Origin of the sequence: Pedobacter sp. (assembly GCF_041645105.1) — a bacterium.
GTDB lineage: Bacteria > Bacteroidota > Bacteroidia > Sphingobacteriales > Sphingobacteriaceae > Pedobacter.
The window spans coordinates 227,392-242,048 of record NZ_JBAZQQ010000003.1 but is presented as its reverse complement, the minus strand read 5'-3'; the positions used below and the strand labels follow the sequence as shown (position 1 = coordinate 242,048).

Genomic DNA, 14,657 nt, shown 5'->3' with positions numbered 1-14,657 from the left:
TTAAATAATTATAACTTAACACTTACATTCAAACCGAATGTTCTAACTGGCGGAACTCCTCCTAATTCTAAACCCGGAAAAGTGGCATTGTAACTAGATTCAGGATCTATATTGTCCGTCTTCTTCATGAGGATGAATAAGTTGCGCCCTACCAGACTTACGTTTAACCCTTTGATTTTGTTGTTAAACATTTTCGCTGGGAAATTATAACCCAGTGTTAGTTGTCTGAATTTGATAAAACTCGCATCCTGAACAAATTTATGAGAAGCATTATTTGCTGTGTTTTCATAAAACTTAGCAGCTGTAGTACCTAGCTCATCACGATTTTCAAGTGTAGCTTTATGTAATCCGAAAAAGTATCCATAATAATCAGTTGCAGAAAAGACTTTACCACCCCATTTACCGTCAATCAGAAAGGATAATGTTGCTCCTTTATAATTAAACTCATTGTTCCATCCAGCAAACCATTTGTTGTAAGCAGAACCATAAGATTTTAATTTTCCTTGTTTTGGCTCACCTAGCGCATCTGTTAATATTTCACCATTTGCACCATATAAATAATCATACGCCATTACCTGAGCAGCAGCTATGCCAGGAACATTACGTAAAAAGCCCACTCCTGTACGTGAGGTTGCTAATAATTGCGATGGCAATCCTTCTGCTAGTGATAATACGGTGTTGTCATTATATGTACCATTTAGTGATGAGGTCCATGTAAATTTATCACTTTTTAAAACCACACCTGAAATCAATGCCTCAACACCTTTGTTTTCAATTTCACCGGAGTTTAAAACTGCGCCTGAATATCCTGTAGTACTTGATGTGGTTACGATAGATATCTCATCTTTAGAGTGTTTCTTATAAAGGGTCAGGTCAAAATTTAAACGATTATTTAGAAATCTTAGTTCTGTACCAATTTCCAGCTCTGTTGCTTTTGATGCCTTTAAACTCGGATTAGGAATAGCTAAGTTGTTAATGATTCCCAATGGTTTACCATTTAAGGTTTCACTTTTAAAACCGTAAGTAAGTAATGTTTGATAAGGGTCTGTAGCCTGTCCAACTATCGCATAACCTGCTCTTAATTTACCAAAACTAAGTATTGAAGGTTTCCAAAGTTCAGAAAATACGAAGGATCCACTGATGGAAGGATAAAAGACACTCAACTTATTGTCTTTTCCAGGTGTTGCAAGTGTCGAAAACCAGTCGGTACGTCCACTGCCGGTCAGGTAAAAGACATCTTTGTAAGAGAACTCTAAAGTACCATAAACAGATTGGGTTTCAGATTCTGACACGACATGATTAACCGATTTATTTTTAGCATTCATGATGTTGTATACACCAAACACTGCAAAATCATCCCCATTGTTTGTAGTCTGATTGATTTTGGTATTTCTAAAACTTGCACCTAAGTTTGGAGTTAATGTAAAGATATCTGATAATTCAAATGTTTTACCTAACAAAAGATCTGCATTTATATCAGAAAATTTGGTTTTTTGTTCTGCTATTTTACCGATTTCATAATAGGCAGTTCCGGAAGGTACCACGTTTTTATAAGTATCTGTATAAGCATCTATTCCAGCGCGTCCTTGGATAAACAATCCATTATCAAAGGTGTAACGGGAATTAAATGAGCTGATTATTCGATCTCGATTGGTATTATTTACAAATTCATTTGCAGCAAACCATGGATTGGTGGCGTAAGTATTACCGGTGTTGTATTGAATTTCCTTACCGTTTTCATTTTTCCATGGCTTAAGGTCATTTACATTGATGCTTGTTGGCAAAAAGACCACATTGTAATTGGCATTTCCTGCGCCATCTGAAAGCATAGGCCTGTTCTTAGCTTGTTCTAAGATATAATTAGACCGTACATCGATTGTTAATCGTTTTAAGGGCTCAAAGGTTCCAACCAAATTAAAAGATTGTCTGTTTAATCCAGAATTAGGAACGACAGACTTATTGGTCAAATCATTTGCAGAAAAACGAATAGCCCCACCATCAAAAGCTTTATTTAAAGCGAGGGTGTTTGACCAGGTTCTTCCATCGCGGTAAAAATTCTCTATATTTTCCTTTTGTGCACTATATGGTCTGGAAGTACCGTCAAATTGTACTACACTACTCCCATCAAGTTTTGCACCCCAGCTGGAACCTCCAACTTGTGCTGCAGCAGCGGCATCTGCAGGTTTTGTGCCGTTTGCACCTTGGCCATAAATGTACTGCCAGTCTGTACGGTCCATTACCTGCTCTACCACAAAATTACTGTTAAAGTCTATGCTATTGCCTTTCCCACTTTTTGTAGTAATCAATATTACACCAGCCTTAGCCCTGGAGCCGTATAGAGCGGATGCAGCAGCACCTTTAAGCACAGAGATGTTTTCTATATCATCAGGATTTAAATTACCTACAGCATCACCAAGATCGGGTGCATTGTCCCACTGACTACCTTTGTTTCCATTTGGGTTTAAGTTATTAAGTCCAGTTGGTTTATTTTCCATTGGCACCCCATTAATAACATACAGCGGTTGATTAGTTTGACTTAAGCTAGATACGCCCCTAATGGTTATACTCGTGGCAGAACCGACGCCGCCAGCAGTAGAACTTACATCTAAACCAGCAACTTTTCCTACCAGTGAATTGGCGACATTGTTTTCTCTGGCTTGTGTTAATGATTCCCCATCTACTTGTGAAACAGAATAACCGAGTGCTCTGCGTTCTTTTTTAATGCCCAGGGCAGTAACTACAACCTCACTTAATAGTTTGGTGTCTTCAGTCAATACAATATCGAAGTTTGTTTTGTTCGATACGGGAATTTCTAAACTATGAAATCCAGCATAAGAAATGACAAGAACAGCATTGGGCTGTACTGAAATGCTAAACCGTCCATTCAGATCTGTTGATGTACCACTTGCACTTCCCTTTATTCGTACCGAGGCACCGGGCAAAGGTATTCCATTGTTGTCTTTGACAATACCTTTAACTGTGATATCCTGAATGCGGCTGATGATAATTAACCCATTGTCGGATATTACAAATTTAAGCTTGGTACTGTTAAAAATCGTTTCAAGGATTTCCGAAACATGTGTGTTTTTTACAGACATTGTTACATCCTTATTTACAGGAACATTTGCTGAGCTATATACAAAATGATAACCACTCTGCTCTTCAATGATCTTTAACACCTTGCTTAACTTTGTTTTCTTGACATCCATAGAAATCTTACCCTGCGAAAAGACAGACGCAGAAACGTTAAGAAAGGTGATGAAAATGAAGAAACACGTTAATTTCATTATGACAATGAATTTTAAGAGCACTTTATAATTAAAGAACTCTTGCACTAAGTAAGAATTAATCATATTTTTGTTTTTTTGGTTGCTTGAGTAATTGGCAGCGATTTGTTTGCGCATTAACTGCCATTGCTTATATCAAAAAATTAAAGGGGCGGTGCGTCAACACCTCCCCTTATTATTTCGATATGATCACTTGATTTCCTTTTATTTCATATTTAAAATGTTCTGCACTTTGTAGTGCGTTTAAAACCTCTGATAATGTTTCATCTTTAAATGTTGCAGTGAAATGGTATTTCTCTATTTCATTGTCAGTGAATTTGATCTCTACATTATACCATCTTTCCAATGTTTTTTTCAAATCAGCAAAACTCTGATCTTGTATCTCAAGCTGATTTTGAATCCAAGCCATCTCTACAATAGTGCTATCACTTTTCTTTGTATAACTATTGATGGTAATCTCGGGATACTTAGCAGGTGCATTTTGCTGTCTTGTTGAGGGCAATGTCTCTTTTACTTTGTAAAAAGTAACTTTCTGACTTGGTTTAAGGGTGATTGAATTGCCTCTGTTCTTATTTCCTTCCATTACAATAACACCTTTAATCAATACAGCTTCAGAAGTAGGTTCATCCGGATATGCTTTCACATTAAATGTGGTACCCAATACATTAATATCAAAATCAGTAGTGAGTACTTTAAAAGGTTTGTTTTTATCGTGGGTAACGTCGAAAAAAGCTTCTCCAATCAGGGTAACTTCCCTGTTATCAATATTGAAATCTTTGTTAATTTCCAATGAGCTCCTGGCGTTTAGCATAATGATGGTACCATCAGGAAGTTCAATCTTTTTACGTTCAGCTCCTATAGTTTTGTAGCTGGTAATTAAGTTTTGGATTGACTTAGTTTGTCTATCACTATTTTTATACCATACTATAGCGCCTGAGATGAGAACAAAAACTGCTGCAATTTTTAACCAGCTGTAATAACGGTTGACAGGAACAATTTGAGGTGTTTCCTGCTCATTAAGCTCTTTTTTTAGAAGTTCCAGTTGACTGTTCAGTGGTTTTTTATGTCCGCTTAGAATAGCATACAAACGTTTGGCATCCTTTATTGTAGATTCTTGCTCCGGATGAGCCTTAATGTAATTTTCCCAATAGGTAACACACAGTTTATCTTTACCGGCACAATACTCCTGAAAGGTATTGTCTACAAGAAAGTCTTCAATATGGAAAAGACTACGATCGATCATAATATCTGGCTTTTATAATACCAGTGCCTGAAAAGTTGATCTTTTCCTAAAGAAATTTTTTATTTTTTTATAAAAGGAATTTATTACTAGTCTTTTAGCTCTTTTCTAAGGATTTTTATGGCATCGTAAACGGTGTTGTAAGCTGTTTTGATGGTTTGGGTAGTCTGTTCTGCAATTTGTTCGTAACTCAATCCATCAAAAAATTTAAGATGAATCAATTGCTTCTGTCTGTAAGTTAGTTTTTGCAGAGCAGCTTTTAGCTTAAACCGTACAAGTTCATCGGTTTGCACCTTTACAATAAACTCTTCGTAAGACATCTCCATCCATTCTCCTTCTGCCCCGGCATTAGTAAGTGCATCATTAATTTTGCGCTTGCGCTCCAATATTCTTAGTACTTTCCTCTTTAAAAAAGTACGTAGGTAGGAATGTACATTTTCAACCCTAGTCAGTTGTTCATGTTTTTCCCAGATTGATATGAATACCTGATCGGCAGCTTCACCAGAAGTCTCAGCGTCTCCACATACACGAATACCGAAATTTACAAGATCATAATAGAGCGCTTTATAAAGGTCAAAAAATGCGTCTTGATCGCCAACCCGTAAACGCTCCCATAACAGATGATGTACAAGTTTATTATCCATTTGGTTAGTTTAGCTAATCGCAATGTTATGTTATTTTTTTCAATATTCTGATAATAATTATTTAAAATAAAATCAACAGTTATTTAACCCTTAAATCTTAGGTATGTTTTTCAATTCATGTGTTTGCAAATCCGATTTCAAATGTTTAATTTTCAACCATATGTAATCCATTATGTATACATCTAAATTAAAACTCATATTTCATTGGCTACTGATTGTGGTAGCTTTCTATATTATCTGGGCATTGGCTTATCTCGTCTTTGTGAAATTCGCTATGTCGGAGATTTCAAATTTCAGTAATGCTAGTGGAAGCATCTGGTCTGTAATTACTGCAGCAGATATATTCTGGTTCGTCATGTTTATTTTTGGGATTGCAGTTACCTGTTTTCTCTTTAAAAAAGCAATACAGTATTCACCACATCCAAAAATTGCTGCAGCTATATACATACTATTAGTGGTTCTATCTGTAGGCACACTTGTCCTTAAATTATTAGAAACAAGTACAATGACTCAAGTTTTACCACACCTGATAATTAATGGGGTATTTCTGATTCCAATGTTAAATACGCTACTTAAAAATGATAAACCTCAGTATGCTGATGAGGAAAATGAAGAATTTGATAATGATTATAACTAAAAAAGCGTTGTCTTAGTTTATCACTTTTAGATAAACTAAGACAACGCTCAAAAATGTATTATTATCAATATCTAGAATATATATTTGGTACTTAAAAAGTTAGAGCTATTGCTGTCAACAATTTCATTAATTAAATGTTTGTTGCTTTCATTTAGTTTTGTAGCTACTAATGATCTGATTGAGAATGATCTCAATGCATCTACGACTGACAAAGTACCCTCTGCACTGTCCTTTCTGCCAGTAAAAGGGAATGCATCTGGTCCACGCTGACACTGGCAATTAATATTCACTCTGCTAACCTGATTCACCAATGGATCAATCAATGATGCTACCTCTTCATTATCGTCGCTAAAAATACTTACTTGTTGCCCGTGAGTTGAATCAATAAGATATTGAATTGGCTCTTCTAAATCATCAAATGGCACTACTGGTATAACAGGGCCGAATTGCTCTTCAGTATAGAGTTTCATGTCTTTAGTAACCGGATAAACAATAGCTGGATAAACGAAAGATTCAGCAGTATCACCACCGTTTTCATTGATTACGTTAGCGCCATTAGCTATTGCATCATCGATACATTCTTTCAGGTATGCCGGTTTATGAGGCTCAGGAAGTGGTGTTAGAGACACACCCGGCTCCCATGGCATACCAAATTTTAATTTAGCTACTGCAGCTGAAAGTTCTTTTAAGAATATATCTGCAAGGCTACGGTGAATGAATATGATTTTAAGTGCTGTACACCTTTGTCCATTAAATGATAATGAACCTAATACCGTTTCCTGTACTGCTAAATTGATATCTGCTTTTGCAGTTATGATGGCTGCATTTTTAGCATCCAGACCTAAGATTGCACGTAATCTGTTTACTTTAGGGTGCAATTTTTTAAGTTCATTGGCAACTTTACTCGACCCGATTAAAGTCAGCACGTTGATCTGTCCAGATTTCATAAGATCTGGAATGATTTTGTTTCCACGACCATAAATGGTATTGACTACACCTTTAGGGAAACAATCTCTAAAGGCTTCCAATAATGGATAATGTAATAATGTACCGTGTTTAGGTGGTTTAAACAACATCGTATTCCCCATAATCAATGCTGGGATTAGTGTTGTAAAGGTTTCATTTAATGGATAGTTAAATGGCCCCATACAAAGTACTACTCCAAGAGGAGAACGTCTGATCTGTGCTACAATACCCTGTTCAATACTAAATCTGGAAGACTGTCTGTCTAAATCTTTTAAAGCATCAATAGTTGCATAGATATATTCCACAGTACGATCAAACTCCTTTACTGAATCACCGTACGATTTTCCAATTTCCCACATCAGTAGTTTTACAACTTCTGTCTTCTTCTCAAGAATCTTATGTGTGAACTGTTCAACACATTTAATACGGTCAGCCACACTCATGGTTGGCCATTCACCACGCCCATTATCATATGCAGCTACGGCAGCATCAAGCGCTTCCTTAGCCTCTTTTTCACTACATAAGGGATAAGTACCAATTACTTTGCGATGAAGGCCCTTATCGCTTCTTATACATATCGGAGACAACACTTCGTGTACTTCTCCATTCCATGTGCGCATTTCACCATTGCTTAAGTATTCGCGTTGGTGAAGCTCTTCTGAGAGTTTAAACTCTTCAGGGATCTGATTTTCTTCCACGAAAATCGAATCGAGCTGATTTTTTAGAAACATTTAGGTAATATTAGTTTAGGTATTTATTAAGGTTTTTATAAGGTTGTGATTGGTTTATACTGAGGTACAAGAGTTTTCATGATAACCCAGCCTATTAGGTAACAAACTGCGCAAACTGAGAATATGATGAAATATCCAGCTTCTTCTCCTTTAAAACCCATGAAAACCATTTGATTCTGCCCTGCATAATCAAATAATACACCTGAACTTTTATTAATAATCGTTGCACCTACTCCACCTGCCATACCACCGATACCTGTAATGGTTGCAATAGCTTTTTTAGGGAACATATCTCCAACCGTAGAAAAAATATTTGCTGACCATGCCTGGTGAGCTGCTCCAGCAATACCAATAATGATAACTGGAATCCAATAAGTAATGTGTCCTAATGGTTGTGCTAACAAAGCTAGTAATGGAAAGAATGCAAATATTAACATTGATTTCATACGACCAGCATAAGGATTCATTCCTTTCTTTTCTACAAAATAGGTCGGCAACCATCCACCGATGATAGAAAGTAAGGTAATAGAATAAAGTACAAATAGTGGCAATGCACTTTCTGTTGAATCCATATTATAAACAGAGCTTAAGTAAGCTGGTGTCCAGAAAAGGAAGAACCACCAAACTCCATCTGTCATAAATTTACCAAAAGCAAAGGCCCAGGTTTGTTTATATTTAAAGCAATCAATAAAAGATACCTTGGTTGTTGTTTCTTCTACATAATCTACAAGTTTTCTATCAGCAATGACATCTTGTTGTATGTAAGCCAACTCTTCCTTACTTACCTTAGGATGTACTTCAGGTTTATGATACATAAATACCCAGAATCCCATCCAAACAAAACCTAGTGCACCAATAATAATGAACGACATTTCCCAGCCATATGCTGCTGCTATAAATGGAATTGATAGTGGTGCTGCAAGAGCTCCTACCGTTGCACCAGCATTAAAAATACTTGTTGCAAAAGCCCTGTCTTTTTTAGGGAAAAACTCTGCGGTAGCTTTAATGGCAGCAGGGAAGTTTCCAGCTTCACCAACAGCCAGTATAAAACGTGCAAATATGAATAAGGTAACACTTGTTGAAATGATTAATGCAGTGTCTCCTACTGTAGAAATCGCTTCTTTAGAACCTTCAAAGCCCAAGAACCATTCGCCCGTAAGTAAACCTGCTGTAGCAATACCACAGTATGCATGTATTATTGCACCTACAGACCATACGCCTATAGCCCATAAAAAGCCTTTCTTCGTGTCCATACGGTCAACAAATCGTCCCGCAAACAACATGGATACAGAATAAAAAATAGAAAAAAGAGCGGTAATATTACCATAATCATTATTTGTCCAATGAAACTCAGGCGCAATAAAATCTTTCCATGTTAAGGACAGAACTTGACGATCCATATAATTTATTGTAGTGGCAAAAAATAACATGGCGCATATCGTCCATCTGTACTTTCCAATTTTTTGTTGGCTCATTATATTTGGTTTTATTAATATTTATATAATTATTTTCTAGTAACTCTGCTTGTTTATTTCTCAAGATTTCATATGAAGCCCCAAGATATGTAATTCCTTGTAATTACGTGTTTCAAAAATGCTCGTAAATAGCAATTCTACGCAATATTAATAAGTAAAAACAGTCTTGATTGGAAAATATTTACGCAATCGTTATCGTGTTCTATAATACTTACAGAACTTTTAATAAGCCTGGCAACCTTGATATGCTGGGTATCAAGGTTGAATGAGATCAATCTGTCAATTCCAGTATCAGGTCGTCTGTGTTTACCATAGTACCAGCAGCAAGTGTGATTGACTTTACTACCCCATCAGCTATCGCTGAAATGTTGGACTCCATTTTCATAGCTTCGATCATAAAGAGTGGTTGGTTCTTTTTTACCTTATCGCCTACTTTAACAAAGACTTTAGATAGTAATCCTTGTAGTGGTGAACCTATGTGGGTTGAGACGTCTTTGTCTACTTTACGGTTCTCCAATTTCACCACAGTAATTGACTTATCCTGAATTTCAATATTACGGGTTTGCCCGTTCAATTTAAAGAATACAGTACGCATTCCTTTATCATCTGCCGGGCCTATAGACAACAGGCGAACCAATAGCGTCTTTCCTTTAGCTATTTCTATGGTAGTCTCTTCACCTGGTTTCATGCCATAAAAGAAATATCTGGTCGGGATGACAGATACATCTCCATATAATCTGAATACTCTTATAGCTTCAGCAGTTACTTTTGGATAAAACTTATAGGCCAGGTACATGGTATAACTCAGGTCATCTCCAAATTCCTTTTTAAAAGCTTCAAATTCCTGTTCTAAATTTAGTGGGGCCAGATGCTTGTTTGGACGATCAGTAAATGGAGTTTTACCTTTTAAAAGAATACGTTGAAGTGCTTCTGGAAAACCTCCTTCTGGCTGACCTATTTCGCCCATAAAGAATGAGACAACGGATTCTGGGAAAGCCAGTTGTTCACCTCTTGTAAATATATCTTCGGGAGTGATTTGATTGGCGACCATGAATTGAGCCATGTCACCAACTACCTTAGAACTCGGTGTTACTTTCACAATGTCACCAAAAAGCTCGTTTACGTCTGCATAACGCTGTTTAATCAGTTCAAACTGATCTCCAAGTCCTAATGCAATGGCCTGTGGCTTTAAGTTTGAATATTGTCCACCCGGAATCTCATGCTCAAATACTTCTGCTGAACTTGCTTTTAAGCCCGATTCAAAAGGATAATAATATTCTCTTACTGTTTCCCAATAATTGGAATAAGCATTTAGTGATTTCTGATTATAAGGGTTCTCTCTCTCATGGAAACGCATCATTTCTACTATAGAATTGAAGTTTGGCTGAGCTGTAGTACCTGATAGAGCACCTAATGCACAATCTATCACATCTACTCCAGCTTCAATCGCCATTAAATAGGTTGCAGGCTGCAGTGATGAGGTATCATGTGTATGAAGATGGATGGGGATTTTGACCGTGTCTTTAAGCGCTTCAATTAGTATTTTAGCTGCATAAGGTTTTAGTAAGCCTGACATATCCTTAACACCAAGTATATGACTTCCTGCATCCTCAAGGTTTTTAGCAAGTTTTAAGTAATAATCGAGGCTATATTTTGTACGCTTAGGATCAAGAATGTCACCAGTGTAACATAAAGAACCTTCAGCTAATCCGCCTGTCTTTTTACGTACCATTTCAATACATGGCGCAATATTCTCCATCCAGTTCAAAGAGTCAAATATTCTGAAAATATCAACTCCTTTTTCCCAGCTTTTCTCTACAAATGATTCAATTAAGTTATCAGGATAAGCAGCATAACCTACACCATTACATCCTCTTATGAGCATTTGTATTAATATATTTGGCATTGCAGCCCTCAGTTTTTCCAGTCTTCTCCATGGATCTTCATGTAAAAACCTTAAGCAAACGTCAAATGTTGCACCGCCCCATGCTTCCATACTAAAGGTTTGCGGATGGTTCTTCGCAAAACCTTCTGCTACTTTAAGCATGTCATAAGTACGCATCCTTGTCGCCAATAATGACTGATGAGCATCTCTGAAGGTGGTATCTGTATAATGTATCTTTTTTTCTGCTTTCAGCCATTTTGAAAAGTCATCAGGACCAAGTTCTGTCAACAAATCTTTTGTGCCTTTGGCATATGGCCCATAGTGGTCATATACCGGGATTTCCGGCTTTTCCAGTCTTTTGTTATCATCTACTGATCTAACATCGGGATTGCCGTTTACAGAAACCTCTCCCAGGTAAGTCAGGATTCTTGTTCCTCTATCCAGGCGTTTTTTAGATTCAAACAACTCTGGATGTTCTTGTATAAAGTTAACGGTAGCTTTCCCTTGAATGAAAATTGGGTGATTGATCAAGTTCTCCAGGAACTGTACATTGTTTTTGACACCTCTGATTCTAAATTCACGCAATGCACGGTTCATTTTACGGGAAGCATCTTCTAGTGTAGCACCACTTGTGCTCACTTTAACCAGCATAGAGTCAAAGAACGGACTGATTTTCATTCCTGGATAGGTACTTCCCTCATCCAGACGTATGCCAAATCCTGTAGCATTTCTATAGGTAATTAAAGTACCGTAATCTGGTTTAAAGTCGTTACCCGGGTCTTCCGTAGTAATGCGGCATTGCATGGCAAAACCATTGCAGATAATATGTTCCTGATCTTTCAGGCCAATAACATCGTCAGACAGATGATAGCCATCTGCTATATACAGCTGAGTTTTGATCAGATCTATACCGGTAATCATTTCCGTTACTGTATGTTCTACCTGTATACGCGGATTTACTTCAATAAAATAGATGTTTTCCTGCTGATCGATTAAGAACTCTACAGTTCCAACATTGTTATATTTAACAGCTTTTGCTATTGATGTTGCATAATTATAAAGCTGTTTCCGTGTTTGTTCGGTTAAATTTAAGGAAGGTGCTACTTCAACTACCTTTTGAAAACGGCGCTGTACAGAACAGTCTCTTTCATAAAGGTGGACTACCTGTCCGTGGTTATCTGCTACAATCTGCACCTCTATATGACGAGGTCTGTCAATAAATTTTTCCAGAAATACCGTGTCATCACCAAAAGCATTTTTAGCTTCACTTCTTGCTTCAAAAAAGCCCTTTTCTAATTGCTCGTCATTTCTCACGATCCGCATACCACGACCTCCACCTCCAGATGCTGCTTTGATCATCAATGGGTAACCAATACGTTTTGCTTCCGCAAGTGCTGTTTCAATTGTGTTGAGTTCCTGTTCATTGCTTTCAATAATAGGAAGACCAGCAGCTTTGGCGACAGTCTTTGCAGTAACTTTATCACCCAATGCTAACATTACATCTGGTCTTGGGCCTATAAAGATGATACCATTCTCTGCACATTGCTTTGCAAACTCCTCATTTTCTGAAAGAAAACCATAGCCTGGATGAATAGCATCTGCCTCACTATGTTTTGCCATTTCAATAATACCAGCAATATCAAGATAAGGTTTGAGTGGTTCATGATCTTCTCCTATCTGATAAGCTTCATCAGCTTTATAACGATGTAAAGAGTATCTATCCTCATAAGTATAGACGGCTACTGTTTGAATGTCTAGTTCACTACAAGCACGTTCTATACGGATGGCAATTTCGCCACGGTTGGCAATTAGAACTTTCTTAATATTCATGGGTTTTAGTGTTATGCCGCAAAAATATCAGATTACTTCGAATCTGCAACATCTAAAATCATTTATTATCAAGTATTTACGGTGTAAAAAGTACACTTATTGATGCTGAAAGATCCTACCACATTCTTATTAGATTTTTCTGGGATTCGTCAAGAGACGAATAGTGCCTTCTTAAACTATTTTTATACTGCATTTGTAAGGGATTACCATGAGTTGGATTTTCCCGAACAAAGCAGAGCGAGAGAGCAAGGAGGTCCCTCTTAATTTCGACTTTGTTATTAAGCTTAATACTGCCTTCCTGTAAGCCTGATATTCATCCAAAAAGATGTTAAAAAAAGTTTTTGCTATGTTATATTTCTGATTCATAGGCCAAAAGTAGATGGAATAAAAAACGGCTTGTCGGAGGATGTCACGATATGACGGTTTATGTCGTATTTGTCGTTATAATAAGCAAATAACCATTGCTTTTATTTCATTTCTGTTTGCTCGTATATTTTAGTATCATTTAAACGGCCCAAAAATGAGCTAGGAAGGACTATTCGACGATTCCCTTGTCGAACGCAAGTCATCATACACTCAAAGGAGAGTCATGCCAATGTCCTTTGAGTCATAGACCAACCCTAAACTACGATCGGACTTACTACCTCCAAATCAAGTGCAAAAAGAAAAGGCAGCCTAATTGCTGCCTTTGTCAAAGAATATAATCTGAATTAATTATTAAACTAATCCTGGTATTTCAACCATTTCATTTACATCCTCGGTATAATTAACACCCGGAACGTCAAATCCAAATAAGTTTAAAAAGTCTTTCTTATAGCCAGCAAGATCACCAATCTGAGGTAGGTTTTCTGCAGTTGCTTCAGGCCATAATTGAGCTACTTTATCCTGTACGTCTTCGCGCATTTCCCAATCATCAATACGAATACGTCCTTTGTCATCTGTAGAGATTTCCTGACCATTATATAGTCTATTCGCAAATAAACGCTGGATTTGCTCAATACATCCTTCATGAATGCCATTTTCTTTCATTACTTTATACAGTAATGAGATGTACAAAGGAATAACCGGAATTGCTGAACTGGCTTGTGTAACTAAAGCCTTATTCACAGAAACGTAAGCATGTCCGCCAATTGATTTCAGTTTATCAGCGATAGTAAAAGCTGTTGCTTCTAAATGATCTTTTGCGCGGCCAATAGTACCTTTTCTGTATACAGCCTCTGTTAAAGATGGGCCGATATAAGAATAAGCAACTGTTGTTGCTCCAGGAGCAAGCAGGTTGGCCTGAGTCAATGCATCGATCCACATTTCCCAGTCTTCCCCTCCCATTACTGCTACAGTATTTTCGATTTCATCCTCATTTGCAGGTGATATAGAAATTTCCGAAACTACACCAGTATGGAAATCTACTGTTTTATTGGTAAAAGCCTGTTCGCCGATAGGCTTTAATACAGAACTATGTACTACTCCGGTTTTAGGGTGTACTCTTTTTGGTGAGGCTAAACTATAGATGACAAGATCAATTTGCCCCAGATCTTGTTTGATCAGATCTAATGTTTTTTCCTTTATTTCATCTGAAAAAGCGTCCCCATTGATACTTTTTGCATAAAGACCTGCTTTAATAGCTTGCTGTTCAAAAGCAGCACTGTTATACCATCCTGGTGATGCTGGCTTTCCGGCAACAGGAGGTTTTTCGAAGAAAACACCTATAGTAGCTGCTTCAGATCCAAAAGCACTGGTAATTCTTGATGCCAGACCAAATCCTGTGGAAGCTCCAATAACCAATACTTTTTTTGGGCCGGAAATACTTCCTTTTGATTTTACATAGTTAATCTGATTGATTACATTTTGTTCACAACCAATTGGGTGTGCGGTAAGGCATATAAACCCGCGCATTTTAGGTTCAATAATCATATAATATTTTTCTTTAAGTTAGCACTTGCGTGATGGGTAACATGGGAACAA

9 protein-coding genes are annotated in these 14,657 nt (G+C 37.2%); 2 read left to right on the top strand and 7 right to left on the bottom strand.

The genetic code is table 11. The features are described from left to right. Positions 1 to 8 precede the first annotated feature (8 nt). From WC623_RS11060 to WC623_RS11050, 3 genes are all read right to left on the bottom strand, one after another. Positions 9 to 3,287: a SusC/RagA family TonB-linked outer membrane protein gene (locus WC623_RS11060; RefSeq protein ID WP_372850936.1), complete on the bottom strand. Its 3,279-nt coding sequence runs from the start codon at positions 3,285 to 3,287 to the stop codon at positions 9 to 11. 175 nt (positions 3,288 to 3,462) lie between these two features. Beyond that, positions 3,463 to 4,530 carry a FecR family protein gene (locus WC623_RS11055; protein WP_372850934.1) on the bottom strand — a complete coding sequence of 356 codons (1,068 nt, stop codon included), beginning with the start codon at positions 4,528 to 4,530 and terminating at the stop codon, positions 3,463 to 3,465. A gap of 86 nt (positions 4,531 to 4,616) precedes the next feature. Then, positions 4,617 to 5,171 (bottom strand): RNA polymerase sigma factor, encoded by a 555-nt coding sequence (locus WC623_RS11050; protein WP_372850932.1) that lies wholly within the window; start codon positions 5,169 to 5,171, stop codon positions 4,617 to 4,619. Positions 5,172 to 5,343: 172 nt separating this feature from the next. Between WC623_RS11050 and WC623_RS11045 the strand changes: the two genes are divergently transcribed. Next, entirely contained in the window at positions 5,344 to 5,808 is a 465-nt protein-coding gene (locus WC623_RS11045; RefSeq protein WP_372850931.1) for a hypothetical protein, read from the top strand. 71 nt (positions 5,809 to 5,879) lie between these two features. Here WC623_RS11045 and WC623_RS11040 read toward each other — a convergent pair whose 3' ends face one another. The 3 genes from WC623_RS11040 to WC623_RS11030 all read right to left on the bottom strand — a co-directional run bounded on the left by WC623_RS11040 (position 5,880) and on the right by WC623_RS11030 (position 12,695). Continuing rightward, positions 5,880 to 7,505, bottom strand: a complete 1,626-nt coding sequence (locus WC623_RS11040) for an NADP-dependent glyceraldehyde-3-phosphate dehydrogenase (protein WP_372850929.1) — start codon at positions 7,503 to 7,505, stop codon at positions 5,880 to 5,882. A 35-nt stretch (positions 7,506 to 7,540) separates the two neighbouring features. Then, positions 7,541 to 8,980: an MFS transporter gene (locus WC623_RS11035; RefSeq protein ID WP_372850927.1), complete on the bottom strand. Its 1,440-nt coding sequence runs from the start codon at positions 8,978 to 8,980 to the stop codon at positions 7,541 to 7,543. A gap of 271 nt (positions 8,981 to 9,251) precedes the next feature. Beyond that, positions 9,252 to 12,695, bottom strand: coding sequence for a pyruvate carboxylase (locus WC623_RS11030; protein WP_372850925.1), 3,444 nt, complete (start codon positions 12,693 to 12,695; stop codon positions 9,252 to 9,254). 102 nt (positions 12,696 to 12,797) lie between these two features. Here WC623_RS11030 and WC623_RS11025 point away from each other — a divergent pair, with 102 nt between their 5' ends. Next, positions 12,798 to 12,959: a hypothetical protein gene (locus WC623_RS11025; RefSeq protein ID WP_372850923.1), complete on the top strand. Its 162-nt coding sequence runs from the start codon at positions 12,798 to 12,800 to the stop codon at positions 12,957 to 12,959. Between the two features lie 453 nt (positions 12,960 to 13,412). Here WC623_RS11025 and fabV read toward each other — a convergent pair whose 3' ends face one another. Further along, entirely contained in the window at positions 13,413 to 14,606 is a 1,194-nt protein-coding gene (gene fabV / locus WC623_RS11020) for an enoyl-ACP reductase FabV (protein WP_372850921.1), read from the bottom strand. Positions 14,607 to 14,657 lie beyond the last annotated feature (51 nt).